This is a genomic window from Sphingorhabdus sp. EL138 (assembly GCF_900258045.1).
Taxonomy (GTDB): Bacteria; Pseudomonadota; Alphaproteobacteria; order Sphingomonadales; family Sphingomonadaceae; genus Parasphingorhabdus.
The window spans coordinates 435,392-460,741 of the sequence record NZ_OGVD01000004.1 but is presented as its reverse complement, the minus strand read 5'-3'; the positions used below and the strand labels follow the sequence as shown (position 1 = coordinate 460,741).

Sequence of the window (25,350 nt, the reverse complement as noted above, 5' to 3'; positions counted from 1 at the left end):
TATATCCACTGGATATATAAGGGCCGCTATGACACCATATGACATGATCCGGGAAAGCATTTCCCAAACCGTTCCATTTGCCAACCATACCGGGGTTGAGCTGATTTCAATAGAAGACGGCGTGGGCGAAGCATTGCTGCCTGCGCAGGACGTGACGCTCAACCATATTGGCAGTCAACATGCCGGTGCGTTGTTCACGCTCGGCGAAGCGGCATCTGGTGCCGCGATGGCAGGGGGTTTTGTATCGGTGCTGATGACGGTCAGACCAGTGGCTGCCAATGCCTCCATCCGATATGTAAAAGTGGCCAAGGGTCCGATCCGCGCGTTCGCAAAACTGTCTCAACCCGCTGGAGATTTGCTGAGCGTGCTGGATGAAGCTGGCAAGGTCCAGTTTGCAGTGGAAGTCTCCATGCGTGATGAGGCAGAAGAAGAAGTTACCGCCATGCAAGTCGACTGGCATGTCTCGAAGGCGGCAGCTTGACCAAAAAAACCCGCGATAACTATCATCATGGGGACTTGCGCCAGGCGGTGCTGGACCTTGCACGCAGGCGCATTGACAAAGGCGACGCAGAGAAGCTTAGTATGCGATCTCTGGCGACCAAGATCGGCGTGGCGCACCGCGCGATTTACAATCACTTTGCCGACAAGGACGCATTGCTGTCAGCAGTAGCTGCTGGTGGTTATCATGAGCTTTCCGGTCTTCTCGCAAAGACCAGGAATGCGGCGGAATTTGTCCGTACCTATGCGACATTCGCACTAAACCACGGTCACCTTTACACCATCATGATGAACCGCAGCTACGCACAGTTTGAAAATGTGCCCGAGTTACGCACCGGTGCTGATGCAATGATCGCTACGTCGATAGCCGTGCTTGCGCCCGACCAAGGCAGCGACGATGACAAACGCAGGGCTGTGATGCGTTACTGGATGCTCGTTCATGGCGGGGTTGGGCTGCATAGCTCGGGCACGCTCAAGGCCCGCCCGGACGAAGACTTTATCAAGGAGCTGCTTGCGGTAGCTGGCTTAGGTCCCGCACCCGACGAAGCTTCGCAGGCGCTCTGGTCCACAGAAAAGGAGTCTCCCCAATGATTCAGAATCAAGCATTCAACTTATTGAAATACCTCTTGATAATCTTTTCCATCGCCACACTCCCAGCTTGTGCAAACGCACCGGCAACCTCTGATACTGAAGCGCCCGTAACACTCATCATTAACTTCGAGGCGAGCAATGAGGGGTTAAAGGAATTTTCAGAAATAATGGCCGGTGTGTCCGAGGCCATGGCTTCGGAGCCGGGATTTGTCTCCGCAATCGTTTATCGGAATGTTGAAACACCCAATGTCTTCGTGCTTCAGGAAGTGTGGGCATCAAAAGAACTTCATGGTGAACATTATGATCGGATTGTTGCATCGGGGGATTGGGGCCATATCAAAAGTCTTTTGAAGGTTGAGCCGGTCATGGGTTATTATACTTCAGATTCCACCGACCAATAATTGTTTACCGGCCAGGCGGTCGGGATCTATGCTCCGGAACTGCTTTGAACAATCTGCGCTTGGCAAACGGGACAAAAGTCGGGACACGATCACGATAATCGCGATAGGGTTCTCCTATCTCCTCAATCAGGTCCGCTTCCTCAAACGGTGTCGCCAACAGGATGTAAGCAAAGGTAGCCCCTGCAAAAACCAGATGACCGACCGTGAAATGTGGCGTCATGAAAGGCGCAAGCATCCAGCCGAGACTGATCGGATGACGGACCAGCGCATAGAGATAACGCGCGGTCATGTTGGATGGCGCGGGTTTGGTATTTCGAAAATTCTGCCAGGCTTGCGCGAGCCCCAGAAAACCGAAATGGCCAAAGTGAAACGTCGCCGCGACCATCATCGTCCATATGCCGGCATATCCGGCATAGATGAAACTGGCCGCCAGCCTGGGCTCCACATGCCATATCGTAATCGGAATGGGCTGCCAGAACAAGACAAGCAATGCCGTCATAGCCACAGTCATATACAGATAGGTTGCCCGTTCAATCGGCGCCGGAATGATCCCGGTCCACCAGCGCTTGAATGACGTCCGCGCAGTAATCGAATGGTGCAAACCGAAAAGCGCGATCAGGCCAGCATTGCCTAATATGGCGGGCCAAAGCGCAAGGGATTCGTCATCCATTGCGCTTTGGCCGCTTATCCCCTTCGGCACGCCAAAGTCGATCAGAAAACCCATAATGTAGACAAGCGCGGCCATGCTCAGGGCATAGGCACCCAAAGCGTAGATCAGCATCAGGCTTTTACGTATCATATCCGTATTCCTTTGGGTCGCGCCAGACCTATGCCCAGTTTTTCTGGTGATCCGCATGGGTTTTCAGATAGGCGCCGTGATCAAAATAGGTGTCATAGAAACCGGTATCGAGCTTGTGCGCCTGAAGGTACATCAGCGTCAGAATAGCCGGCACTTTGGCAGGGAACCGGCCAAATGTGTCCTGAACATATTGCGCCATGGTCGCCACGCAATCAATGAATTCGTCATCGATCGGTGCCGCGCTTCGACGCACGGCGTCGGTTTCTTTATAGTGACCCGGCGTGCTGGCGTTAAATGGTCCGCCTTTTCCAAATTTGCGTTCAACTACAGACACAACGGCGGCGCGCATATCCTTGAAATGGGGCTGACAATGCCCTTCCAATATGCCTTCCAGTCCGGTGACATGTGGCAAAGGTTCATTGGGCAACATATCAAAACGGAAGCCCAGGCCGGGAACGTCGGGATCACCGCTTGCGCCCAACACGCTGAATGGATTGAGGCCGTCATACATCCAGCCGCCAAGCCCCATGGCCTGAAGCATTAGCGCACCGGCATAACAGGAACAGGACAATTCGACCGTCACTTCATTCGCGCTGACCTGCTCGACATAAGTCATTGGGTACGGGTTCTCCAGATCAACCAGATGTTTGAACTTCTCCAGACCTGGGATCGGGCGATTATTCACGTCGTCATAGATGCACACGCCGCCCTGAACGAAATAGCACAAAGCCATGATGATATGCTGCGCGAGATCGGCGACCGGAAAGATCATCGTACTGCCCGGAACATTGGCGCACCATTCATTGTGCATTTCCATATGCTCAGCCTTTGTCGGTATGTTCAGGCGGCCATCGGCGATCTTCGCGATCCGCGATTTGTGCGCGTCAAGATAGGCTTTGAGATCCGTCTCGCCATTGGGCTTGGTCGCGCTCGTCGCTGGCATGTCACGGGTGGGGAGGAAGTAGACGCCTTTGTCGTCAGTGTAGAAAAACTCGGTAATCTGGAACCCCGCGCAGGACGGAAAAGTCCGTCCGCCAGCGGCCCCGGCATAATTGGGGATGTGGGGCAGATATTTGGGATTATGGGGGATCAGGTTGGACCAGCCGGTATTGCCTGCAACCGTTGTGAGCAGCAACATTTGCTCCAGTTCAGACAAAGCTTCCGGCTTTTGCTTGGACGTATAGGCCAGCGGACCATCCGGGATGGATGCGCCGCGCGCAAATCGGCGTGACCGGCGACCGTGAATTGCTTCGATCAACGGGAAGTTGACCGCATCGAAAAGCCCCTTGGGCATATCCGGAACGCGATCCAACAAGATATTGCCTTTTGACTTCAGGGTCGCACCGGCGGCGCTGGCGCCAATGCCAGCAAGCATTGTTCCAGCACCCAGCATCGAAGCGCCAAGAACCTTGCGCCGCGATGTTCCGAAACGTGTTTTTACTTCATGAGGGGACATGATTTTTCCTTCTAAATTTTCGTCTATTTTTTATGTATCCAGTGGATACTTAATAGCTGGAGCAAGGCGTTTCTGTCAACATTCATGATTACTAGGGGATTTTACCACCTTAACCATGACCATGTTTCAATCACTTAAAGGCTTATTTTCAAAATGTTAGCTGAGTTAATCCAGACAAGCTACCGCTCCGCCGCCACAAATCATTGTCTGGTAAATTAAGACTTGACCAAAATTTCTAACAGGCTGTGAAATATTCCGGAATAGAGCAATGAATATCGAGATCTGTGGGGATCGAAGGGCAATATTTGGCGCCCTGATCATCAAATGCCAAATTGATCAGACGCAATTGAAGACCACCATGCCCAAAAGAACGCCACGGGATCGCGGGGCAGACCAGAGGAAAATCTGTGGATATGCTTCAAATTGTTGCAAGTGAGGACCAATGCTAACCTTCAATGAAATTGGCAAATTAGATCAATGTGACAACCCGGCCAGACTATGGAAATATGTTCTGAAAATCGCTCGACAATATGGATTTCGAGCCACTGTATATGCTTGCCCGCCACCCCACAGAAAGCCAACACATCCCGATACCATTATTAGATATGTTGGTCTCTCAGATGAACAATTCCAGAAATTCGCCATCACAGGACTGATCGAACAGGGTCATATCACAACCGAGAACAGCCTTTCAAAAGGCTCGGCATTTCGCTGGACCGAAATTGCCAATTTAACGAACAGCCGACAACTGTTCGAAAATCTTAAGCAAGACGCCAATAGCGCAGATATTGACGAGGGTTGGATATTTCCTGTTTTCGGACCACAGTCTCGTAACGGACTGGCCTCCTACGGCAAGCCCAATAGCAAGCGGCTCATGGACAGCGAGGCTGGATTGCAATGCCACATTTTTGCGCAGATGGCGCATTTGCGCTTTTGTCAGCTAACATCCGATCTCTATGGAATAGACAAGTCTTTATCCAAGAGAGAAATGCAGATCATTGCATGGGCCGCAAAAGGAAAGTCAAACTCCGAAATTGGTACAATTCTAAAATTATCAGAAAGCTCTATCGACAGTTACATGCGCCGTGCATTTACCAAACTGGGCGTGCATGATCGCACATCAGCATCAGTAAAAGCAATCAGCATGGACCTGGTGAGGACGTAAGGCAGTCAAAACCAGCGTTTATCAAAAAAAGCGTATCCTTCAAGTACAATAAATCACGGCGCTGACGCCAGACAGTTGTTGAGCCAAGCAGCGATTTGCTGCTTGGTTTTCTCGCTGGCAAGATAGCGAAATTTCGGCGCGGTATAGCGATTGAAATTCTCAAAAACTGCATCACGTTCGAGGAGGTAATCTACACATCTTTGACACAAGGACTTCGATCTCTCCTGACGGTCCGATATCGCGTCAATTGTCGTTGATCGATCCGTTTTTTCCGAAACATAAATATCCAGCAAAACATCCCAAATAGGGTCGCCAAGTGTCAGGTCTTTGAAGTATTCGGATCGTAATTTGTTTTGCTCGGCGATATGCGCTGTGAAATTGAGATGGGTGACATCAGAATAACTGGAGTTATCATTACCTGGAACACTCTCTGTATCTTCTTCTTCGTTCAATATGTCCTCCCACAAACTATTGACCCGGGTATTCGCAGAAATCTTAAAGTAAAGAACCACTGATAGTCACGCCCCGAGACCACGTGACAAGACTTTCCAATGAACAGGTCTCATGGTTTTCGCCGCCGATTTTGATACCATAGCGCCGGTGTCTTTCCTCTATCACTATTGTCAATCGACCACGTGGTCATCGCCGTGCCATGAGGCGATATCGGGAGAGATGAATAGACTGATGCCAATGGATCCAGCTTATGTAGCGCAAATGAAGCGCCTGATGGAGTGGGAAGCATCGCGCTCTGCGCCGCCGGACGGTTTTCCGCCTCTGCCTGATCTTCCGGCGGGCCGCTATACCTCCCAGGAATATTATGATCTGGAACAACGGCATATCTGGAAAAAAAGCTGGCTATTCGCGGCGCATATTGATGAAATCCCGGAACCTGGATGTTTCATGAAATGGGAAAATACCGGGACTCCGGTTATAATTGTCCATGGTATGGACGGTGAAGTACGGGCGTTTTACAACACATGTCGACATCGCGGAGCGCCGGTTGTTACAGAAGAAAAAGGCCGCTCGCCGCGTTTGATGTGCGGTTACCATAACTGGACCTACAAGACCGATGGCACGCTGGTCGGTGTACCCGAAAAACAGGATTTCCCTGCCGATTTCGACTTTAGTTGCCGCAGCCTGATCCCGGTCAAATGCGAGATGTTGGGCAATGTAATCTTTGTGAACTTTGATGATGATGCAATGCCGCTAAGGGAATGGCTTGGCCCAGTCTGGAATGACTGGGAAGAATTTCAGTTCGACAAGATCAAACTCGCCGCGCGCCACTCCTTTGACCTCAACTGCAACTGGAAGGTGGCGATGGAAGCCAATATGGAGGTCTATCACGTCCCCTTCATCCATCCCGAAACCGTCGCACCACTGGTCGATAGCAAGCGCAATGTGAACACCATCTTCCCCAATGGCCATGCCCGGATGCTGGCCCCTGCCCCGCAGGAAACCGACCGCGAGCATGTCAGAGCCGTTGACTCTCCCCCGGAATGGCAAGAGATTGATACGGTCGGCGAACTGGGCCGCACCTGCACGCAAAGCTACACCATGTTCCCCAACTGGGTGTCACCACTATCCAATTATTTTATACCGCCTTTGGTTTTCTGGCCGACCGGGCTGAATACAACCCGGTTGGAACTCGTCACGATGGCGCTGGACTGGGGGGACGGTCCAGCGCCAGACCTGTGGACAGTACCGAATGAGAGCAAGCCGAATGGCAGGGATATGAGCCCGATCATCCTGGAAGACACGCAATTTGGCGAGATGATCCAGAAATCCATGGAAAGCGACGGGTTCAAGAGTGTGCCTTTGAGCTATCAGGAAGCGCGTATCTACAGTTTTCATCAGACCTGCGACAAGATGATCGGTCTCGATAACGTGCCGGACGAGCTCGCAGTGAAACAGGTGATCGGTGAAGAATGGGTCCATCCCAATGATCCACGCGTAACCCAAATGGAGCAATTGCAGGCGGCGGAGTGAAAATCTGCGGATGAGGCCGCCGGTGATAGGACTGGGTAATCAAGCCTCTAGCTATTCCCTTCGCCCTTCCCTAAATGCACAACCATGCATTTCTTAGATCAAGCCAAAATATATGTGAGCTCGGGCGCGGGCGGCCCTGGCGCTGTCAGTTTTCGGCGTGAGAAATATATTCAATATGGCGGTCCGGACGGCGGCAACGGCGGCAAAGGCGGCGACATTATCTTCAGAGCGGTCGAAGGTCTCAACACCCTGATCGACTTTCGCTATACCCAGCATATAAAAGCACAGCGCGGCAAAGGTGGCGCTGGCCGCAATCGCACCGGTGCGGGCGGTGAAGATCGAGTCATCCAAGTACCGGTCGGCACGCAGATCCTGTCCGAAGACAAGGAACATGTGCTGCTCGACTTCACCCGCGAAGGACAGGAAGAGCTGTTTCTCGAAGGCGGCATCGGTGGCCGCGGCAATGCCAGCTATAAAAGCGCGACCAATCGCGCGCCCCGACAGCATCAACCCGGTGAGCCGGGCGAAGAAGCGGCGGTCTGGCTGCGGCTCAAACTGATTGCCGATGCCGGTTTGGTCGGCCTGCCCAATGCAGGCAAGTCGACGCTGATCAACTTTGTCAGCAATTCAAAAGCCAAAGTGGGCGCTTATCCCTTTACTACTATCCATCCACAATTGGGCGTCGTCCAGCACAGGGGCCGCGAATTTGTTCTCGCGGATATTCCCGGCTTGATTGATGGCGCTGCCGAAGGGGCCGGCATCGGCGACCGGTTTCTCGGTCATATTGAGCGCTGCAAAGTGCTACTCCACCTGATCGATGCAACCGGCGATGATCCTGTAGCTGCGTGGAAAACCGTGACCAAAGAGCTGGAACAATATGGTGGCGGTTTGTCCGAAAAGCCCCAGATACTAGCGCTCAACAAGGCCGATCTGCTTGATGACGAGCTAATGGACGCAATTGCTGATGACCTGCTTGCCGCGGGCGCAGCGGAAGTGTTGCCACTATCAGGTGCGACGGGCCAAGGCATGGATGCGGTACTTGACAAAGTACTTGAAGCAGTCGGGGCAAATAGCTCAATCGAAAAGGCTGACCAACTCGCCAGCGATAGCGATGGCGATGAGGAGGAAAAAGCAGACTGGTCACCGCTGTGAGCTTGCAGGACAAGAAGAAGATTGTCGTAAAGGTTGGCTCATCACTTCTAATCGATTCCGATGGAGCGGCGCGGCGCGCTTGGCTGGAAACACTGGTTACGGATATTGCGAAGCGCCACCAGGCTGGCGCGTCTGTCATTATCGTATCGTCCGGTTCCATCGCATTGGGTGCACGCAAACTGGGTTTTGAAAAAGGCGGACGCGCCAATCTGACTGATGCTCAGGCCGCGGCATCGGTCGGGCAAATTGCACTCAGCAGCCTGTGGTCCGAATTGCTCGCAAAACATGACATCACCGCGGCGCAGATGCTGCTGACACTGAACGATATGGAAGATCGCAAGCGCTATCTGAACGCAACGGCCACACTTGACCGACTGGTCGACAAACGCGCCGTACCCGTAATCAATGAAAATGACAGCGTTGCGACCGATGAAATCCGCTTTGGCGACAATGACCGGCTCGCTGCACGGGTGGCGCAAGCCGCAGGCGCAGATCATGTGGTTTTGCTCTCCGACATTGATGGCCTTTATGACCGGAGTCCGGATAGCACCGATAAAGACCAGTTGATCAGCACTGTTGAGCAGGTCGACGAGCATATATTGGCCATGGCTGATGGCAGCTCTTCATCCGGGCTGGGCTCCGGCGGCATGACGTCAAAACTGGAAGCGGCACAAATTGCCAATATGGCCGGGATTTCGCTGTCCATCATATCAGGACGCAAAGACCATCCGCTAGAGCGCTATGAAGCCAGCAGCAAAGGAACTTTGTTCAAGGCAAACGAAGGCAAAAATGCCCGTAAAAGCTGGCTTGGCGGCCGGCTTACCTCGGCAGGCACGATCGTGATCGATGCTGGCGCTGCGGCGGCGCTTAAGGGCGGCAGCAGCCTACTCGCCGCTGGCATCGTCTCGGTAACTGACGGATTTGAGCGCAGCGATGTTGTGGATATTACGGATCCCAATGGTCAGGTAATCGCGCGCGGGCTGACCGAATATGATGCACTGGACTGCGTAAAGATTATCGGGCGGCGCAGCTCGGAACTCGAAGCCTTGCTCGGTTACGCTCCGCGCAGTGCTGTGGTGCACCGTAACCAGATGGTGCTGGTGTGAAGCCGGGCATGAACAGGTAACCGCATGCGGACGAAACCAACTCTGGCAATCACCGGTGCGACCGGTTTTGTGGGTAGCCATCTGCTCAACCTAGCGGTGCGCGCCGGTTTTCCCGTACGCGCCCTCACACGCCAGACACAGGATGACCGCCCCAATGTGACGTGGGTGCGCGGTGCGTTGGATAACCCGGCCAGCCTTAGCGTGCTGTGCACGGGGGCAGATGCAGTGATCCACATTGCCGGGGTTGTAAATGCCCCAACGCGAGAAGGCTTTGAAGCTGGCAATGTCGCTGGCACCTTGGCGGTCGTAGAGGCGGCCAAGAAAGCGGGATGCAACCGCCTCATTCATGTCTCGTCGCTTGCGGCGACCTTGCCAAAGCTGTCTATCTATGGCGATACCAAGGCCAGAGCGGAAAAGATCGTCGCATCCAGCGGACTCGATTGGACGATCATCCGGCCTCCTGCCATTTACGGACCCGGAGACAGGGAAATGCTGGAGCTGTTCAAGATGGCAAAAACCGGCTTTATCACCCTGCCCCCCGATGCCGACGGGCGGCTATCGGCGATCCATGTTGACGACCTGTCCCGCGCTCTGATGACGATCATTCCAGAACATGAAGATCTGACTACCCAGATTTTTGAGGTGGACGACGGCAAGACCGGCGGCTGGACCCAGACCAGCTTCGCCAAAGCCGTTGGATGGGCGATTGGCAGACGGATTAAACCAATAGCAACACCAAGATTTCTGTTGGAATTTGGTGCAAAGGCCGATCGTTTTTTCCGCCGTGACAAGGCCAAGCTTACCGAAGATCGCGTCAGTTATTTCTGTCATGATGACTGGACGGTCGATCCCGCCAAGCGCCTGCCGCCCGAATTATGGACGCCGCAAATCGAGACGCGGCAAGGGTTGAAAGATACCGCAAAATGGTATCGTCAGAATGACTGGCTCTGACGCCTCCTAAAATCACTAGCTGCCATTCTCTCAAAACCGGCGCATAACTGCAGTCTGGGAGACGATGTTATGGAAAGCAATGCAGCGGTGCGCGATTACGTGCCCACTCATGATTTCGACATATATGGCGAACCGGCAATCAAGGTGGATGTGCACGACGCCTTTCTGGCGCTGAAAAACGAAGCGCCTCCCCTGTTCTGGACACCCAGAAATGGGGGGCACTGGATTGTCACTGACGGCGACATGATGATCGACTTGCTGCGCAAGCCGAATATCTTTTCCAACGAGAATTTCTCAATTCCCCATATCGAGAACATACCCAAAACAATCCCGCTGTCTCTCGATCCGCCAGAACACCGCCCCTATCGCCAGATGATGCGGCCGTTTTTCGAAAAAAAGGCAATTGCGCCCCTGCAAGAGCGGATTCAGCAATGGGCAGACAGGCTTATCGGTGCAGTTAAAACGGATGGGAGTTGTGAATTTATAGACGCGGTCGGGTCGCGCTTTCCGGTATCGGTTTTCATGGAAATGCTGGGACTGCCGCTTGACCGATTTGATGAGTTTCGCGCGCTGGTGAACGAGAATTTTGAACTGGCTGGCACGCCCGAAGTTGCGCAGGTTCAACAGAAGATTGTCGCGATGCTGGCGGAATTTGTGAAAGAGCGTCAGGCGGACCCGAAGGATGACATGATGAGTCATATCATCCGGTCCGATATTGACGGGCGCGAACTTACTTTCGAAGAGCTGCTCTCGATCGCGCATCTCCTATTTCTCGCGGGGCTGGACACTGTGGTCAATGCACTCAGTTTCAGCATGAAGCATCTGGCGACAAACACAGCCTTGCAGACAAGAATCATCGACAATCCCGATTGCATTCCCGATGTTACCGAAGAATTGCTGCGCCGCTACAGCTTCGTCAATCTGCCCCGCCAGATCAATGAAGACACGATATTGGGCGGCCAGAAACTGTCCAAAGGTGAAAAGATCATTTGCCCGCTCGCAATGATCGGTTGGGAGGACAAACTCAACGAAGATCCGATGACCGTTTCGGTGGATCGCAAGCATTATCGCCATGGCGCTTTTGGCTCAGGCATTCATACTTGCCTGGGGCTGCATCTCGCACGGATGGAACTGCATATTTTCTACGAAACCTGGTTCCGTGAAATTGGCCAGTTTCGACTTGATCCAGACAAACCACAAGGTGCGATGCGCGGCGGCGTGGTCTGGGCGATTGAGGAGCTCTGGCTCAACTGGGAATAGAATGACCTTAAAGCAGCGGTCCGGAAAACTGCTCCGCCAGATATGTCACGAAGGTCATTGATAAGCCAAGCAAGAACACCCGGTATGCGAGGCCTAGATAGCGGTATTTCTTGCGTTCCAGTACCACTCCCATTTGATAAATATCACGCAACATGGTCCGATAAACAGTTTCCTGATCGATGAAATTCTCCGACAAAAGCTGATCCTTAAACTCGTCTTCCGATACTTTGGAAAACGCGCCAAAGAACAGCATGTTGGGATTGGCACCCGCCCTTATTTTTGTAGCTGGCATGACGGCTATTGCGGCCAGGCCAGCCGCGCAAAATGCCGAAATCGCTAATATCAGCAGAGGTAAGGAAAAGCTGCTCGCATGGCTTTGACCAATCGCCAGTGTGAAAACCACAAACGTCGCGCCAATCAGCATATTGGCCTTGTGGTCGGCCATCAGACTGAGTTGAACATGATGTTGCTGGGTCGTGCGCAGCAATTGGATGACTTCATCCGGCCATTTTCGGTCCTCGGTCATGTTTCACCCTCCGCACAGGCGCGACCCGATGCGCCGCGAGAGTGACATAATCGGCGCAATTGGGCAAGTTGCGGCGCATATGCCCACCCTTGTGCCCTGTTTCGGCCTTATTCGCTTGCCAATGGGGGCTTCACATTGGCAAAGGTTGTTTGAAGAAAGCAGGCCGGAATATTGGGGAATTAAACATGGCAAGTCGCGAAGAAATTATGGCCAAGGTGGAAGCCTTGATCGGACCATTCAACAATAAGGGCGTCGAATTGAAAGACGACACCACCTTTGCAGGAGATCTGGAGTGGGACAGCCTGACGGTGATGGATTTTGTCGCTGCAGTGGAAGATGAATTTGATATTATCATTACCATGAACATGCAGGCCGAAATCGAAAATGTCGGTCAACTTGCCGATGCCGTTGCCAAGTTGATGGATCAATAACACCATTATCGTCATGCTGACCCTGTTTCAGAATGACGAAAACACGAGAGTATAATGACCGATCTTCTGAGTAAATATGATCCCCTGATTCAGGAACGCGAAACCCTGCTTGCAACGGGTGTGAAAGATCCCTTCTCCCTCGTCATGGAAGAGGTGAAGTCACCAACGGTAGCCATTTGCAATGGCAAGGAAACCATCCTGCTTGGCACTTATAATTATATGGGCATGACCTTTGATGATGATGTTCAGCAGGCGGGACTGCAGGCGCTCAAGGATTTTGGCTCCGGAACAACAGGCAGCCGCGTGCTCAACGGCACATACAGCCCGCACAAGGATTGCGAAGAAGCACTCAAAGAGTTTTACGCAATGGACCATGCGATGGTCTTTTCCACCGGCTATCAAGCAAATTTGGGAATTATCTCAGCGCTGGCCGGCAAGGGTGATTATGTTATTCTGGATATCGACAGCCATGCGTCCATCTATGACGGCTGTTCCATGGGCAATGCAGAAATTGTAGCGTTCCGCCACAATGATGTCGAAGCACTGGAAAAACGGTTGAAGCGGTTGCCCGCGGACGCTGGCAAGCTGGTCGTGCTCGAAGGCGTTTATTCGATGCTTGGAGATGTGGCTCCACTCAAGGAAATGATCCGTATCTGCAAGGAAAACGGTGCGATGACGCTGGTTGATGAAGCGCACTCGATGGGATTTATTGGTGAGAATGGCCGCGGCGTCTGTGAAGAGCAAGGCGTTATCGATGATGTCGATTTCATTATCGGAACGTTCAGCAAATCAGTGGGCACCGTCGGCGGCTTCTGTGTCTCCAACCATCCGAAATTTGAAATCATGCGGCTGGTATGCCGTCCCTATGTGTTCACGGCGTCGCTGCCGCCAAGCGTAATGGCGACAGCCAGCACCTCGATCCGCAAGCTGATGCACAGCGGCAACAAGCGCGCGCATTTATGGGAAAACAGCAAGAAGCTCCACAAAGGCTTGCGCGATCTGGGCTTTGAACTCGGCACGCCGGAAGCACAAAGCGCGATTATCGCGGTCATCATGCCCGACCTCGAACGCGGCGCGATGATGTGGCAGGCCCTGCTTGCAGAAGGCCTCTACGTCAATCTGGCACGGCCACCGGCAACACCGGCAAACATGACCTTGCTGCGCTGCTCGCTTTGTGCCGAGCATACGACCGAGCAGGTCGACCAGATCCTGGGCATGTTTGAGGCAGCTGGCAAAGCGGTTGGAGCGATTTAGGTGAGAGTTTCAGTACCAATATCCTGCATATTATTTTTTTCAGCATTCATGCCAGTAAATGGGCTGAACGCGCAAAATCAGTCTGGCGATAAAGGCGATTCTTGGGTTATTGATGGTTACCCATATTCATCTCGGAGATTTGAAGAAGAAGGTACGGTAAAAGTTCAACTCGAAGTATCTACAAAAGGCCGTGTCTCTGATTGTAAAGTTATTGAATCAAGTGGGTTTGCAAACCTCGATAATAACGCATGTGAACAATTGAAAAAAGGAGCTCGTTTTAAGCCTGCACGCGATTCCCAAGGAAATACTGTGGTCGGATACTTTGAAACTTCGGTACGTTACCAACTCGACAAATGACCAACCCCATCCTCATAGAACAACGCGGAGCGATTGAGATTCTCTCGCTCAATCGGCCGGACAAGCTCAATACGATGAACGAAGACATGATCTTCGCGCTGCAAGACTATTTTCGAGGGCTGCAGGACCGGCATGATATCCGGGTCGTGCTGTTTCGCGCAGAAGGACGAGCCTTTTGCGCAGGCCTAGATATCGGCGCCTGGAAAAATGATGGTTCACGTGGGCAGGTTCAACATATCTGGCGGACGCAGCGATCCATCGCCACGGTCATGCAACTTATGCGGCAATGTCCGCAGCCGATCATATCATTGGCTCAGGGCGCGGCCTGCGGCGGCGGTTTTTCTCTGCTGCTGGCCAGTGACGTCCGCTATGGCGCACCCAGCCTGAAAATGAACGCGGCCTATATAAAAATCGGCTTGGGCGGGTGCGATATGGGATCGAGTTATTTCCTGCCGCGGCTGGTCGGATCTTCGCTCGCATCGGAATTGCTTCTGACCGGCCGTTTCATTCATGCTGAACGCGCTGAGAAACTGGGGCTAATCAGCGAAGTTGCTGACGAAGACAAATTGGTCAGCACCGGTCTCTCTCTCGCGGAAGAAATGCTCGATACAGCGCCCATGGGCCTGCGTCTGACCAAAGATGCTCTTAACCGCAATATCGACGCTCAGAGTTTTGAAGCGGCCATGGCGATTGAAGACCGACAGCAAGCCATGCTCAGCATGACCGAGGACAGCCGCGAAGCCGCCAAAGCCTTTTTCAGCAAGCGCAAGCCCGAATATAAGGATCGCTAGCTATCGGAGGCGATTTAACGGATTGAGACTCTTAAACAAATCCGGCCTAACCTCTTCGAAAAATTCACCAATCTCATCATACGGTCCAATGTTCGATCGACAATCTTGACATACGACCATTGATTTAGGGTTCTTGTCTTTCGGAATCTCAAGAGTAGCACCCAAGCAATTTGGACAAAACAGAAAGCCATCCCGACGCCTTCGCTCTCGCCAACTCAATTTATGTGGATTCACACCATATTTCCGTTTGATAATCTTGACGTAAGCTCGATCTACAATGATCGCAAAAAGGAAATAGCTCACCAGAACCCCAATGAAGACATAGTCTCTCTCTTTTGGAGAAGCCCAATCCAGAAAACCCAAATGCCCAGCCTTATCTAAAAACCAGAATGTCCCAAGAAAGACAACGCCTGAAAGCAGGGGCAATATATTTCTGATTTTAAGCAACATTACTTAATCGCACCACCAGCAATTAGTCGCGGCAACATCGTGAGCGCCCCCAGTATCGGCCATTTGCGCTGCCATGGCTTGATCACATAGTTGGTACCGGCATGGCGGTTGATCTTCCATGCAAGGTAATCAATCCCGCCAGCATAGGTTCCAGACGCTTTTGCCAGCCGAGCCAGAGTCAAGAGTTTGCCATTCCGGCGCAGCGCCTTCCAGCGTTTCTCGGCTTCTGCGGTCGACAGCTCACCAGATTCTGATGGATCCTGATCTTGCAGGGTCACCATCGTGGCAAGACCAAATCGTTGATAGCGCTCGGGATCAGCATCAACGACGGAGCCAGGGCGATTGGCCCGTTCGGCTCGTAACTCTGCCCCATAAGTCAGCTCGAAACCCCGATGCCAGATCAGTATGGGCGCCTGCGGCTGAATTCCCAGCACCGGCAAGGTGAGCTCAAACAGCGTCACGGGGGCACAGGCAATCGCCGCCACAACTTTTTCACGCGCTGCCTCGTCGGTACACCAGACCAGACGTGATGGCTGCGCAAAGCGCGCCCATACACTCACAGCGCTGGCCTTCAGTCCATTTAACTTGTGAAAATCCTCTTCGCTCAGCACTGCAATTTTGGCGACCAGCCCATCATGCTCGGCCGGAAACACATTCGGCGGCAGCAGCTCGTTCGCGCGCACCAGCCAGCTTTTCCCATAGGCCTCTTCATAGCTGGAAACGATCAGATAGAAATCCAGCATCTGCCCTTCGAGCTCCGTCGTGCGAAGACAAGAACCATAAAAGAGCACCGCGCGGGACGCATCGCCATATTGCGCAGCGACCGCCTCTGCGAAAGCAGATACACGAGGATCAACCGGCTCTGCCAGCTCCTCTTCTACAAGGGGTTTCAGATGATTCACCCGGCGGATGATAGCCTAAGCAGCGAGGCGAAGGAAAGATACCGGCTTGGTTGATTTCAAAACAATCGGCTGGCCTTCCTTTGCGCGAAACAGTTCGCCATCCATAACAACATTGCTATTCTTGCCTTCAATCCGGATCATGTCGCCCTGCTCGAGATGAATACCTTTTTGCACGGTTTTACCGAGCCGGCCAAATAACACTGACAGGATGAAACGGACCAGCACCATCGGTTTCTGGTCGATCGCCATAAATTGCAGGCGTCCGCGTCTACTCCGCGAACGTGTAAAACGGCGCATCAACAATAGCTTTTCCAGTGTCGTTACGATCAAAATTGCAAAATTGCCTTGATATTGCCCTTTTTTGATCAGCGAAATACTGATCGGTGAAGGCCGGTTCGGCAAAAACTTCGCTCTTATTCCAAACAGAACCGAGGCCAGCGCCGCAAAAACCGTCAAAACATGGGAAGCCGCATTGGGCAGACCCAGAGGATAAATTTTGTGACGGCAATAAAGAATAAACTCCGACAGGCCAGCGCCGCCAAGGAACATGCCGAGCACGACCTTGCTATCTTTGTTGCCATCGGACAAGGCGATCAGTTCGCGGTCGACCAGATGCTCATGCAGATCATGTTTTGCCATTTCGACAATACGTTCCAGCGCCTTTAACGGATTACCCTCTGCGCCCAGGTCCAGGGCGATCAAGTTGGTTTTGCCATTGGGCAGTACGGCAACTGGCGGCGGATTGTCACCAAAATGTCCGCCTTGATACAATTCTGTAAGAGCGGCCTGAACTGTGCCATCACCACCGTTAATCACCAGAACCTTGGGTTTCACTCTGGCGATGGTTTGCAGCGCCTTGGTGATCTCGTCAACAGCGTCCACCTCATAGTGGAAAACATCGCAGTTTTTGACGCAATAAGAGCGCACTTCCGGCAATATCGCACGGTTGCCCGTGGAATTTGGGTTAGAAAGTAGCGCTACATTGGCCATTATTCGATTGCCTGTTTCTCTTTAATATCTGCCCATCACAGATATTTCATTTTGATACTGATAGATTTCACTTCGTCACCGACCGCAAATTTGGTCTTCTTGTAACTGGGTTTCCCCAGGTTAAAGATATTGATGCTCGGATTGTTCGACATACCGCCACCATCTTTGGAAATATCGGTCTTGCCATTGCCATTCACGTCATGGCGCACGGCAATGCCATACATCCCACTGGACGGGACGGGCACACAAAAGGTCATATTGTTGTTCTTTGCCGGCGCTTCAATCCGGTTGATCCAGGCGCCTTTCTTTAGCCATTCTGCCTTGGTCCCGCGATAACTTTGTACCCGGATTTTTCCGGATGCCGCCTTGACGCCACTTATATTCACCAGGACGGCAGGACCATTTCCGGCCTGACATCTGCTCAAATCATTCGAAATTTTCTGTCCAGCGGTCGCTGCCGATACTGGCATGGCCAAAAGGGCGGTTGAAAGCGCAAAAGACGCAGCAATTTTCAACATGACGAAAATACTCCTAGTCGTTATACCCGCGTTCAAACTGCGGCGGATAGAGAATCAACCCCCTGATATAAATATGGTTATGAAAATGATTTGCGGCAGAAACATGGTAAGAGGGCGACGATAAGTTGAAATTTCTCAGTTCCACTGATCGCTACATAGCCCGTTTGATCGCCGTTCCGCTGTTTAGCACGCTGGTTATCGCGGCGATGTTGCTCGTACTCGAAAAGATGTTGCGACTGTTTGACTTTGTTGCAGCGGAAGGCGGCCCGGTCAGTGTAGTCTGGCGAATGCTGGCGAACCTTATTCCAGAATATCTCTCACTCGGAATTCCTATCGGCCTGCTGCTGGGAATATTGCTAGCCTTTCGAAAACTGGCTCTAAGCTCCGAACTGGATGTTTTTCGGGCGGTTGGTCAGGGATATGCCCGTCTTTTGAAAGTGCCGTACATGTTCGCAGTGTCACTGATGCTGGTGAATCTTGCATTGGTCGGATTCATCCAGCCGCTGTCGCGCTATTATTATGAAGAACTGCGCTTCGAATTGCGCTCCGGTGCGCTGGGAGCGTCGATAAAAGTCGGTGAATTCACCAATTTGGGCTCCAGAATGACGATGCGGATCGAAGAAAGCCGTGATAACGGAACCAAATTAAGCGGTATGTTTGTCCGAGCTGAAAACAAATCCGGTCAAATCGTATCCGTAACCGCAGAAAATGGCCAGTTTCTGGCGACTGATGATCCCGATACAATCATATTGCGTTTGTCTCAAGGTGTGCTGATCCATGATGCGCCAACTTACGAAAAACCGAGGATATTAAGCTTTAGCAGCCATGATCTTCCTATCGACCTTCCGGATATCGAAGCCTTTCGATCGAGAGGTGGTGCTGACTTGGAATATACAATTCCGGAGCTTGTCAGAGTGGGACTGGATCAAGACCGCTCCGAGACCGAGCGCAATCAAAGCCGCGCAAACTTCCATTTCCGGATGGTCGAAGTGGTCATGATGTTGTTGATGCCGCTATTGGCTGTGGCCTTGGCAATACCGCCGAAAAGATCCAATTCCGCGCTTGGTGTCTTCATTTCGATCGTAATGATCGTGACTTATCACAAGGTCAACCAATATGGCGAAGACTTGGGAGCGCTCGGCATTGTTGACCCCATTATCGCTCTGTGGGTTCCATTCGCGCTGTTCGGCGGGCTCATTATCTGGATGTATCATATGGTCGCGAATGTTCCCGGCGGACAGCCAATCGCTGCACTGGAAAAGGCTTTTTCAAAATTTGGTGGTGTGTTCAAAAGCATTCTCAATTTCAATCGAAAGCGCGCCGATGTTCGGGATTAGACCTAATGGCCTCAGCGACATGAACGGAGATGCATAGACATGGATTTTTTCCCGTCGCGAACGCTCGCCCTTTACATGGCAAAAATGCTGATGTTACGAACCTTGGCCGTGCTCGCGCTTTTGGTGCTGGTGTTGCAGGCGCTGGACCTACTCGGTGAAAGCGGGCGCATTCTCGCACAGGAAGGAAATGGGCAGAGTGAACTGTGGACTTACGTCACTTGGCGGGCACCACAGCTCATCCAACGTTTTTTACCCTTTGCAGTGCTGTTGGGTACAATCATAACTGCCGCGACGCTAAACCAGAATAGCGAAGTTATTTCGATGAAGGCTGGCGGACTCTCCGCGCATCAGATTCTGGCGCCTTTAATCATTACGAGCCTGTTCGTCGCCATTATATCTTTTCTGTTCAATGAAATTGTCGTGGCACCGGCTACAGCCAAGCTCTCAGCCTGGGAGAAGGTTGATTATGGACCAGTACCGGCCGCGAGCAATGTCCGGACCAACGTTTGGGTCAAAGACGGAGACAATCTGATCAACGCAAAGACCGTAACCGGCCGCGGTACGGATGTGGTTCTGGAAGACATAACTGTCTATAACCGGACCAACAGCGGCCTGCGCAACCTGATGCAGGGTGACGAAGCACGGTTCACTGGGTCATCCTGGACCGTGACGGGGGTGACACAGTTTAACGTGCTGACCGGCACGGAGGAAAAAAGGGACAGCATCACAGTCGGCGATACTTTGCGCCCTGACCAGTTCACGCTTGCCGATGTTAAAGCAGATGGCTTGTCCTTCCCGCAGTTGAGATCCGCCATTGCGGAATTGAAAGAGGCGGGGCGGCCAACAATGGCGCTGGAGGCCAGTCTATGGCACAAGATTTCAGGGCCCTTGTCTGCGGTATTGATGCCGCTACTTGGCGCAGTGGCCGCTTTTGGTCTGGCGCGATCAGGACAGTTATTCGTCCGCGCGGTACTCGGGATGGCGCTTGGCTTTGCCTATTTTGTCGCAGATAACTTCTCGCTGGCCATGGGAACAATTGGCGCCTACCCGCCGATATTGGCGGCCTGGGCGCCGTTCATTCTGTTCTTCCTGATCGGCGAAACAGTACTGATAAGAACTGAAGAATAGGCTTAGTTGGCGGCGGTTGACTGGCTCGACGCCGCGTGACCAGAACTGCCCCGCACCAATCCCATCACCAGACCCCATAGGCTGGTATGATTGGCCCGATAGTAAGTCGATCCTTTCGGCAACGCTTCGGCAATACGCCGATGTGCCTCACCCAGCCCATGATAAGGAACGCCCGGCAACAAGTGGTGTAACGCATGATAGCGCAGTCCAACTGGCGCCCACAAAGCTGGCAGAAGTCCGGGAGGTGGAACATTGACGCTGTCGAGATATTGCTCGGTCACACTCATGACTTCGCCATCATTTTCCCAGAGATGAGCAACCAGCGTGCGAATCTGGTTGAGCACCACCGAGCCCGCGGCAATCGCAACAGCAATCAAAAATGCTCTTAATGGCAAAAACCCAGTAGCCACGGCGCTCAAGACAACAATGGCCCAGATGCTTGCCGCAATTTCCTGCGCATACCACTGCTTTTTAAACTCGCCCTCAGGTGGACGGCGACGGAATTCCGGATTGATGATCAAACCGGAATAACGTTCCACTACCACCTTTCTCAGGGGCGGAATTACGGCGGAAAGCGGCGCCAGCAGCGCATAACGGATGAACAGACCAATCGGTGCCAATGCCGATACCAGAACAAACAATGGCACGGTGTAGGGTTTCATAAGCGCCAGCGGCAAATATTCCGGATCTTCGACGGTGCCATAACGCGTGCGAGCATGATGGAGGCTGTGAATACCCTCGTACATGAAAGACGGAAGCAACAATGGCACACCGATCAGGGCATTCCACGTAAAGCGAAAGCCCGGCAACGACCCGCGGCGGATATGGGTCAGTTCGTGAATGAAACTGCCGGCCCGATAAAGCGCCAAAACCGAGACAATACCTGCCAGTATCGCCAGACCGACATTGTTCAACATGATCGCAGCAACCATGGCGCCGTAGCCCACAATAGTGGACACCAGCAAATCCGACCAATAGATTACAGGGCGAACCGCATTGAGGTCACGGGTGACTTTCGCGGCAGTGCGGATCAGCTCATTATCATCAAAAGCCTGGGCTTTCGCGGCGTCTGTGGCCTGAGGGGGAGAATGTTTCATAATATCCTGTCTTCGTAATGTGATGCCTACAGCAGTACATCATGGCGAGATGATGGCATTGCTATGGCTTCTCGCTCCGGCCTTCAACACAGACGAGACAGGCCCAAGCGCTTGACATGCTAGTCTGAATAACGCCACAGCATGGCAAAGCTAAGTGCAAATTATCACGCAAAAGGTGCAAATAATTACAGTGTCGTCGCATATAATCATAAAACCCGTTACCACCAAGGCCCAGCTCAAAAGCTTTGTCGAACTGGCCTATCGTTTAAATGCAAATGATCCGCATTGGGTGCCGCCTCTAAAATCTGAGGTTTACGCACTTCTGACTCCCAAAAAGAACCCTTTTTTTGAACATGCAACGGTCCAACTTTTCCTCGCAGAACAGGATGGAAGAATCGTGGGCCGGATTAGCGCACATATCGATCATCTGGCTTTAAAACAGCCCGTCGAACAGGGCCTGGGACCCGGCACAGGCAATTGGGGTCTGCTGGAAGCAGAGAATGAAGCGACGACAAAAGCATTGATCACTGCAGCGGAAAAATGGTTGAAAGAACAAGGCATGCATCGCATCATCGCCCCCATGAGCCTGTCTGTATGGGACGAGCCCGGCCTGCTCACCATGGGGCATGATCATAGCCCGACCGTGATGATGGGGCATCATAAGGCAGAATATCAAGGCTGGATTGAGGCAGACGGTTACAAGAGCGTAAAAGAACTGATCACCTATGATCTGCCCATCACAGACGGTTTCCCGCCGCTCATTGAACGAATTGTGAAATCCGGAGAACGCAGCAGCAAGCTGAGATTGCGCAAAGTCGATAAGAGACATTTTGACCGCGATGCCAAAATCATCATGAATATCCTCAATGATGCCTGGTCGGACAATTGGGGATTTGTTCCGCTGACAGATCATGAGATTGACCATGTTGGCGTCAAATTGAAGCCGATTGTGTATGAAGACCTGATCATGATCGCCGAACTGGAAGGCAAACCGGTAGCTTTTATGATGTCGTTACCCGACCTCAATGACCGAATTAAAAAAATGAAAGGCAGTTTGCTGCCGTTCAACTGGGCCAAACTCCTTTGGTGGCTTAAGTTTCCGACGTCGCCGACCATGCGCGTACCGCTAATGGGTGTCGTCAAGGATTTGCAAAACAGTCGGATGGCCAGTCAAATGGCATTTATGATGATCGAATATATCCGCCGGGAAGCCGTTGCCAACTATGGCGCGACGCGCGGGGAAATCGGATGGATATTGGATGATAATAAGGGGATGGTGGCAATTGCCGACGCCATCGAGTCCAAAATCAATCGGGTCTATACACTTTATGAGAAAGCAATTTAACCGACCCATTCATCCCGGTTTCAGCCCAATCATATTAGGCATCAAAGCAACTCTGCCCCGCTTTTTTCAAGAGAAAATCATATGATTGCTTTCAAAGCTGTTTCTCGCCTTGTTCTAACCGCTGCATTAGTAGCCCTGCCCATTCAGGTTCTTGCTAAAAAACCAGAAAAATGCTCCGCCGAAATGAAATATGCCGGCCCGGCTCCGATTTCGGTGGCGATACCCACCATGGTCGCAGCATCTCCAAGTCAATCGCCAACGTACCAAGACGCTTTTACAGCCCTGTTCACGGACATGCTGACAAAGTCCAAAGCAACCAGCTTGACTGTTGCCATGGCCAATCAAACTGGCTCCATCTGGACCAAAACACAAGGTTTGCAAGGCTCTGAGAAACTCCATTATTGGGCCAGTGTTGGCAAGAGCTTTACTGCCATAGTTATTATGCAGCTGGTCGAAAATGGCCGTCTGTCGCTGGACGACAAACTGTCTAACTGGATTGATGGCGTGCCCAATGGTGACTTGATCACCGTCAGAATGCTGCTCAATCACACCTCCGGCCTTTACAGTGCAAATGAAGATCGGGACGCCGCCAAAAACCAGCCAGCAGCGCTCAGCCTGAAAGACAGTATCAGGATCCTCAAAAAACACGGCCCGCTTTTCTGTCCGGGGCAATATTGGCGCTACTCCAACACCGGCTATCTGTTTCTCGGTAAAATTGCAGAACAGGTTTATGGACAACCGTTATCACAGATTATTCAGAACAAGATCATCGATAAAATTGGTCTTAAAAACAGCTATATGGTCAAGGTAGATGATAATTTATCAGACATAGCTGGGCCTCGACCAAGTGGCGATCAAAAGTCTGATATCCGTACGCCAGGCGCGGCCGGACCAATGGCTGCAACATCTTCAGACATGGTTCTTTTCTGGCGTGCATTTCTAAATGGGGATCTGGTTAGCCCTGACACGCGCGATGTAATGTTTTCGACCCTCTACCCTATGTTTGACAAGAACATGTTTTACGGACTTGGCGTCATGGCCATGCGAGCACCGGGGCCTGAGGGTGAATCGGCTATCTGGATTGGCCATGCAGGCGGGATGCCGGGGATAAAAGCTTTCGTAATGATCGACCCGGCATCACTCCAATATGCTGCCGTTGCGCTGACGGGTGACGGTCCGGCCAGCGCCGTGGCCTATAACATGTTGCGGGAGTGGCAGAGGGCATCAACTCCTCAGCCAGAAAGTTAGCCTCCGGACACAAAACGCTGGGCTCCATCACGCACCATTGCGTCAATCCCGCGCATCCAAAGATCATTGTGCCCGCCATTTTTAATTGGCTGCGCGATTTTGGGCTCTTTGGCAGCGTCAAACAGTCTTTGTCCCATCGCAAAGGGTATCAGTTCATCATTCGTGCCATGTATCCAGATTAGCGGCATATCAATTTGAGCTATCCGCTCGATGGAACGATAACGGTCTTTTATCAGCAGTTTCGCCGGTAAGACCGGGAATTGTCGCTGGGCCATCTCATCCATGCCGGTATAGGCCGCTTCCAGAATGAGCCCAGACGCTTCGTTGCGGGATGCGAGCCATATCGCCACACCGGTCCCCAGAGACTGAGCCGCAATGACAATCCGGTCAGCACCATAGCCCTGGACGAGCAACCAGTCATAATGGGCCTGTGCCGCCGCGTAGAAGGCCTCTTCGCTCGGCACGCCGTGATTGCCGCCATAACCCGGATATCCGACAGCCAGCACGCCTGCGCCATCTTGCGCCATCGCCTGATAAATGGGCAAGCGCACCGCTAGCGAACCGGCATTGCCATGGAAGTGGATGACAACCGGTTTCGTCGGATCGGCAGGAGGGCGCCACAGAGACAATAGTTCGGCGGCGCCTTTTGACGCGATTTTTACAGCTTCAAAGTCCGCCTCCTCCAATTGCTTCTCTGAAAGAACGGTTTGACTGGGAAAATAGAGCAGATCACGCTGGAAACTGTAAGCCAATGCCACGATTGCAAAATAGAGCCCCGCAGAAATGGCCAGACTAGCCAGCAAGGCGCGCATCAGATGTTGAGTTCAATCCAGGTTGGTGCATGATCGCTGGCCTTTTCTCGCCCGCGATGTTCTTTATCAACGCCGCAACGGGTAAGCTGATCAGCAGCCGGAGGGCTGAGAAGCAGGTGATCAATCCGGAACCCCTGATCGCGCTGCCAACCACCGCTGCGATAGTCCCAATAGGTCCAGATTTTGCCTGCAGGATAAGTAACACCCAGCGCGTCCGTCCAGCCGTCATTAACGATCCGCTGATAGGCCTGCCGACTTTCCGGCTGCATCAAGGCATCATTTTCCATCGCCTTAACCAAAAACACGTCATTATCGCGCGGGATGACATTGTAATCACCTGCCAAGACCGCAGGAATTTCCTCCTGCCAGATTTCAGTCGCACGATTGCGCAAGCGCTTCATCCAGCGGAGTTTGAAATCGAATTTGGGACCCGGCTGCGGATTGCCATTGGGGAGATAAATACTCGCCACTCGCACCGTCTGGCCATTGCTACCTTTCACATTGGCTTCAAGGTAACGGCTATGTTCGTCTTCCGGTTCGCCATCAAGGCCGCGTTTGGTCTCGTCGGGTTGCTGATCCCGGGTCAATATAGCCACACCGTTAAAACTCTTTTGGCCATGCCAGATGGCACCATAACCAATTTTCTCAAATTCCGTAGCTGGAAAGCCCTCATCCTGCGTTTTAATTTCCTGCAAACAGGCGACATCCGGCTTGGTCTCTTCGAGCCATTCGAGCAAGCGCGGCAGGCGCGCTTTTATGCCGTTAATGTTAAAACTCGCTATTCTCACCGATGCAACAA

Annotated in this window: 27 protein-coding genes; 17 read left to right on the top strand and 10 right to left on the bottom strand. The window is 52.4% G+C overall.

What is annotated here, in order from left to right; translation table 11 throughout:
* The first annotated feature begins 28 nt into the window (after positions 1-28).
* The 3 genes from DK507_RS12130 to DK507_RS12120 are packed head-to-tail and all read left to right on the top strand — an operon-like array spanning position 29 to position 1,490.
* The gene (locus tag DK507_RS12130) at positions 29-481 is read left to right on the top strand and encodes a DUF4442 domain-containing protein (RefSeq protein WP_109356631.1); all 453 of its coding nucleotides are present in this window, start codon (positions 29-31) and stop codon (positions 479-481) included.
* The gene (locus tag DK507_RS12125) at positions 478-1,089 is read left to right on the top strand and encodes a TetR/AcrR family transcriptional regulator (protein ID WP_109356630.1); all 612 of its coding nucleotides are present in this window, start codon (positions 478-480) and stop codon (positions 1,087-1,089) included. The genes DK507_RS12130 and DK507_RS12125 overlap by 4 nt, the downstream gene beginning before the upstream one ends.
* Entirely contained in the window at positions 1,086-1,490 is a 405-nt protein-coding gene (locus tag DK507_RS12120; protein ID WP_109356629.1) for a putative quinol monooxygenase, read from the top strand. Before DK507_RS12125 ends, DK507_RS12120 begins: the two co-directional genes overlap by 4 nt.
* Before the next feature lie 4 nt (positions 1,491-1,494).
* Here DK507_RS12120 and DK507_RS12115 read toward each other — a convergent pair whose 3' ends face one another.
* Both DK507_RS12115 and DK507_RS12110 read right to left on the bottom strand, forming a co-directional pair.
* Positions 1,495-2,289: an isoprenylcysteine carboxylmethyltransferase family protein gene (locus DK507_RS12115; RefSeq protein ID WP_109356628.1), complete on the bottom strand. Its 795-nt coding sequence runs from the start codon at positions 2,287-2,289 to the stop codon at positions 1,495-1,497.
* A gap of 28 nt (positions 2,290-2,317) precedes the next feature.
* Positions 2,318-3,745, bottom strand: a complete 1,428-nt coding sequence (locus tag DK507_RS12110; RefSeq protein ID WP_216822386.1) for a hypothetical protein — start codon at positions 3,743-3,745, stop codon at positions 2,318-2,320.
* Between the two features lie 442 nt (positions 3,746-4,187).
* Here DK507_RS12110 and DK507_RS12105 point away from each other — a divergent pair, with 442 nt between their 5' ends.
* Positions 4,188-4,910 (top strand): LuxR family transcriptional regulator, encoded by a 723-nt coding sequence (locus DK507_RS12105; RefSeq protein ID WP_109356627.1) that lies wholly within the window; start codon positions 4,188-4,190, stop codon positions 4,908-4,910.
* 53 nt (positions 4,911-4,963) lie between these two features.
* Here the strand turns inward: DK507_RS12105 and DK507_RS12100 are convergent, their stop codons facing one another.
* Positions 4,964-5,362 carry a hypothetical protein gene (locus DK507_RS12100; RefSeq protein WP_162559031.1) on the bottom strand — a complete coding sequence of 133 codons (399 nt, stop codon included), beginning with the start codon at positions 5,360-5,362 and terminating at the stop codon, positions 4,964-4,966.
* A 220-nt stretch (positions 5,363-5,582) separates the two neighbouring features.
* On the opposite strand from DK507_RS12100, the gene DK507_RS12095 reads away from it, so the two are divergent.
* From DK507_RS12095 to DK507_RS12075, 5 genes are all read left to right on the top strand, one after another.
* The gene (locus tag DK507_RS12095; RefSeq protein WP_254054367.1) at positions 5,583-6,896 is read left to right on the top strand and encodes an aromatic ring-hydroxylating dioxygenase subunit alpha; all 1,314 of its coding nucleotides are present in this window, start codon (positions 5,583-5,585) and stop codon (positions 6,894-6,896) included.
* A gap of 84 nt (positions 6,897-6,980) precedes the next feature.
* Positions 6,981-8,048 (top strand): GTPase ObgE, encoded by a 1,068-nt coding sequence (gene obgE, locus DK507_RS12090; RefSeq protein ID WP_109356625.1) that lies wholly within the window; start codon positions 6,981-6,983, stop codon positions 8,046-8,048.
* Positions 8,045-9,154: a glutamate 5-kinase gene (proB, locus tag DK507_RS12085; protein WP_254054366.1), complete on the top strand. Its 1,110-nt coding sequence runs from the start codon at positions 8,045-8,047 to the stop codon at positions 9,152-9,154. The genes obgE and proB overlap by 4 nt, the downstream gene beginning before the upstream one ends.
* A 24-nt stretch (positions 9,155-9,178) precedes the next feature.
* On the top strand, positions 9,179-10,105 hold the full coding sequence (locus DK507_RS12080) for an NAD(P)-dependent oxidoreductase (protein ID WP_174209042.1): 927 nt from the start codon (positions 9,179-9,181) through the stop codon (positions 10,103-10,105).
* Positions 10,106-10,174: 69 nt separating this feature from the next.
* Positions 10,175-11,365, top strand: coding sequence for a cytochrome P450 (locus tag DK507_RS12075; protein ID WP_109356623.1), 1,191 nt, complete (start codon positions 10,175-10,177; stop codon positions 11,363-11,365).
* A 7-nt stretch (positions 11,366-11,372) separates the two neighbouring features.
* Here the strand turns inward: DK507_RS12075 and DK507_RS12070 are convergent, their stop codons facing one another.
* On the bottom strand, positions 11,373-11,891 hold the full coding sequence (locus DK507_RS12070) for a Pycsar system effector family protein (RefSeq protein ID WP_109356622.1): 519 nt from the start codon (positions 11,889-11,891) through the stop codon (positions 11,373-11,375).
* A gap of 185 nt (positions 11,892-12,076) precedes the next feature.
* Here DK507_RS12070 and DK507_RS12065 point away from each other — a divergent pair, with 185 nt between their 5' ends.
* From DK507_RS12065 to DK507_RS12050, 4 genes are read left to right on the top strand one after another with little or no spacing between them, the layout of a single operon-like run.
* Positions 12,077-12,322: an acyl carrier protein gene (locus tag DK507_RS12065; RefSeq protein WP_109356621.1), complete on the top strand. Its 246-nt coding sequence runs from the start codon at positions 12,077-12,079 to the stop codon at positions 12,320-12,322.
* A gap of 54 nt (positions 12,323-12,376) precedes the next feature.
* Complete coding sequence (locus DK507_RS12060) at positions 12,377-13,576, top strand: aminotransferase class I/II-fold pyridoxal phosphate-dependent enzyme (protein ID WP_109356620.1); 1,200 nt, start codon at positions 12,377-12,379, stop codon at positions 13,574-13,576.
* The gene (locus DK507_RS12055; protein ID WP_162559030.1) at positions 13,577-13,933 is read left to right on the top strand and encodes an energy transducer TonB; all 357 of its coding nucleotides are present in this window, start codon (positions 13,577-13,579) and stop codon (positions 13,931-13,933) included.
* Positions 13,930-14,724, top strand: coding sequence for an enoyl-CoA hydratase/isomerase family protein (locus tag DK507_RS12050; protein ID WP_109356618.1), 795 nt, complete (start codon positions 13,930-13,932; stop codon positions 14,722-14,724). The genes DK507_RS12055 and DK507_RS12050 overlap by 4 nt, the downstream gene beginning before the upstream one ends.
* Positions 14,725-15,173: 449 nt before the next feature.
* Here DK507_RS12050 and DK507_RS12040 read toward each other — a convergent pair whose 3' ends face one another.
* The 3 genes from DK507_RS12040 to DK507_RS12030 are packed head-to-tail and all read right to left on the bottom strand — an operon-like array spanning position 15,174 to position 17,536.
* Positions 15,174-16,076 carry a hypothetical protein gene (locus DK507_RS12040; protein ID WP_109356616.1) on the bottom strand — a complete coding sequence of 301 codons (903 nt, stop codon included), beginning with the start codon at positions 16,074-16,076 and terminating at the stop codon, positions 15,174-15,176.
* Positions 16,077-16,091: 15 nt separating this feature from the next.
* Complete coding sequence (locus tag DK507_RS12035) at positions 16,092-17,066, bottom strand: diacylglycerol kinase family protein (protein WP_109356615.1); 975 nt, start codon at positions 17,064-17,066, stop codon at positions 16,092-16,094.
* 35 nt (positions 17,067-17,101) lie between these two features.
* The gene (locus tag DK507_RS12030; protein WP_254054441.1) at positions 17,102-17,536 is read right to left on the bottom strand and encodes a DUF2141 domain-containing protein; all 435 of its coding nucleotides are present in this window, start codon (positions 17,534-17,536) and stop codon (positions 17,102-17,104) included.
* A 173-nt stretch (positions 17,537-17,709) separates the two neighbouring features.
* On the opposite strand from DK507_RS12030, the gene lptF reads away from it, so the two are divergent.
* Positions 17,710-18,921, top strand: a complete 1,212-nt coding sequence (gene lptF / locus DK507_RS12025; protein WP_109356613.1) for an LPS export ABC transporter permease LptF — start codon at positions 17,710-17,712, stop codon at positions 18,919-18,921.
* Between the two features lie 33 nt (positions 18,922-18,954).
* Positions 18,955-20,049 (top strand): LPS export ABC transporter permease LptG, encoded by a 1,095-nt coding sequence (lptG, locus tag DK507_RS12020; protein ID WP_109356612.1) that lies wholly within the window; start codon positions 18,955-18,957, stop codon positions 20,047-20,049.
* Between the two features lie 2 nt (positions 20,050-20,051).
* Here lptG and DK507_RS12015 read toward each other — a convergent pair whose 3' ends face one another.
* A complete protein-coding gene (locus DK507_RS12015; protein ID WP_109356611.1) occupies positions 20,052-21,146 on the bottom strand; it encodes a fatty acid desaturase in 1,095 nt (364 codons plus the stop codon).
* A gap of 190 nt (positions 21,147-21,336) precedes the next feature.
* Between DK507_RS12015 and DK507_RS12010 the strand changes: the two genes are divergently transcribed.
* Both DK507_RS12010 and DK507_RS12005 read left to right on the top strand, forming a co-directional pair.
* Positions 21,337-22,491: a GNAT family N-acetyltransferase gene (locus DK507_RS12010; protein ID WP_109357657.1), complete on the top strand. Its 1,155-nt coding sequence runs from the start codon at positions 21,337-21,339 to the stop codon at positions 22,489-22,491.
* 81 nt (positions 22,492-22,572) lie between these two features.
* Positions 22,573-23,739 carry a serine hydrolase gene (locus DK507_RS12005; protein ID WP_109356610.1) on the top strand — a complete coding sequence of 389 codons (1,167 nt, stop codon included), beginning with the start codon at positions 22,573-22,575 and terminating at the stop codon, positions 23,737-23,739.
* Here the strand turns inward: DK507_RS12005 and DK507_RS12000 are convergent.
* On the bottom strand, positions 23,736-24,551 hold the full coding sequence (locus tag DK507_RS12000) for an alpha/beta hydrolase (protein ID WP_109356609.1): 816 nt from the start codon (positions 24,549-24,551) through the stop codon (positions 23,736-23,738). The genes DK507_RS12005 and DK507_RS12000 overlap by 4 nt on opposite strands.
* Complete coding sequence (gene xth, locus DK507_RS11995; RefSeq protein ID WP_109357656.1) at positions 24,551-25,339, bottom strand: exodeoxyribonuclease III; 789 nt, start codon at positions 25,337-25,339, stop codon at positions 24,551-24,553. Before xth ends, DK507_RS12000 begins: the two co-directional genes overlap by 1 nt.
* Positions 25,340-25,350 lie beyond the last annotated feature (11 nt).

Bases quoted from the DNA above. Each gene is read 5' to 3' on its own strand.
- DK507_RS12130 (WP_109356631.1), top strand. From the start codon at position 29: ATGACACCATATGACATGATCCGGGAAAGCATTTCCCAAACCGTTCCA.
- DK507_RS12120 (WP_109356629.1), top strand. From the start codon at position 1,086: ATGATTCAGAATCAAGCATTCAACTTATTGAAATACCTCTTGATAATC.
- DK507_RS12115 (WP_109356628.1), bottom strand. From the start codon at position 2,289: ATGATACGTAAAAGCCTGATGCTGATCTACGCTTTGGGTGCCTATGCC.
- DK507_RS12110 (WP_216822386.1), bottom strand. From the start codon at position 3,745: ATGTCCCCTCATGAAGTAAAAACACGTTTCGGAACATCGCGGCGCAAG.
- DK507_RS12105 (WP_109356627.1), top strand. From the start codon at position 4,188: ATGCTAACCTTCAATGAAATTGGCAAATTAGATCAATGTGACAACCCG.
- DK507_RS12095 (WP_254054367.1), top strand. From the start codon at position 5,583: ATGAATAGACTGATGCCAATGGATCCAGCTTATGTAGCGCAAATGAAG.
- obgE (WP_109356625.1), top strand. From the start codon at position 6,981: ATGCATTTCTTAGATCAAGCCAAAATATATGTGAGCTCGGGCGCGGGC.
- DK507_RS12080 (WP_174209042.1), top strand. From the start codon at position 9,179: ATGCGGACGAAACCAACTCTGGCAATCACCGGTGCGACCGGTTTTGTG.
- DK507_RS12075 (WP_109356623.1), top strand. From the start codon at position 10,175: ATGGAAAGCAATGCAGCGGTGCGCGATTACGTGCCCACTCATGATTTC.
- DK507_RS12070 (WP_109356622.1), bottom strand. From the start codon at position 11,891: ATGACCGAGGACCGAAAATGGCCGGATGAAGTCATCCAATTGCTGCGC.
- DK507_RS12065 (WP_109356621.1), top strand. From the start codon at position 12,077: ATGGCAAGTCGCGAAGAAATTATGGCCAAGGTGGAAGCCTTGATCGGA.
- DK507_RS12060 (WP_109356620.1), top strand. From the start codon at position 12,377: ATGACCGATCTTCTGAGTAAATATGATCCCCTGATTCAGGAACGCGAA.
- DK507_RS12050 (WP_109356618.1), top strand. From the start codon at position 13,930: ATGACCAACCCCATCCTCATAGAACAACGCGGAGCGATTGAGATTCTC.
- DK507_RS12035 (WP_109356615.1), bottom strand. From the start codon at position 17,066: ATGGCCAATGTAGCGCTACTTTCTAACCCAAATTCCACGGGCAACCGT.
- DK507_RS12030 (WP_254054441.1), bottom strand. From the start codon at position 17,536: ATGCCAGTATCGGCAGCGACCGCTGGACAGAAAATTTCGAATGATTTG.
- DK507_RS12015 (WP_109356611.1), bottom strand. From the start codon at position 21,146: ATGAAACATTCTCCCCCTCAGGCCACAGACGCCGCGAAAGCCCAGGCT.
- DK507_RS12005 (WP_109356610.1), top strand. From the start codon at position 22,573: ATGATTGCTTTCAAAGCTGTTTCTCGCCTTGTTCTAACCGCTGCATTA.
- DK507_RS12000 (WP_109356609.1), bottom strand. From the start codon at position 24,551: ATGCGCGCCTTGCTGGCTAGTCTGGCCATTTCTGCGGGGCTCTATTTT.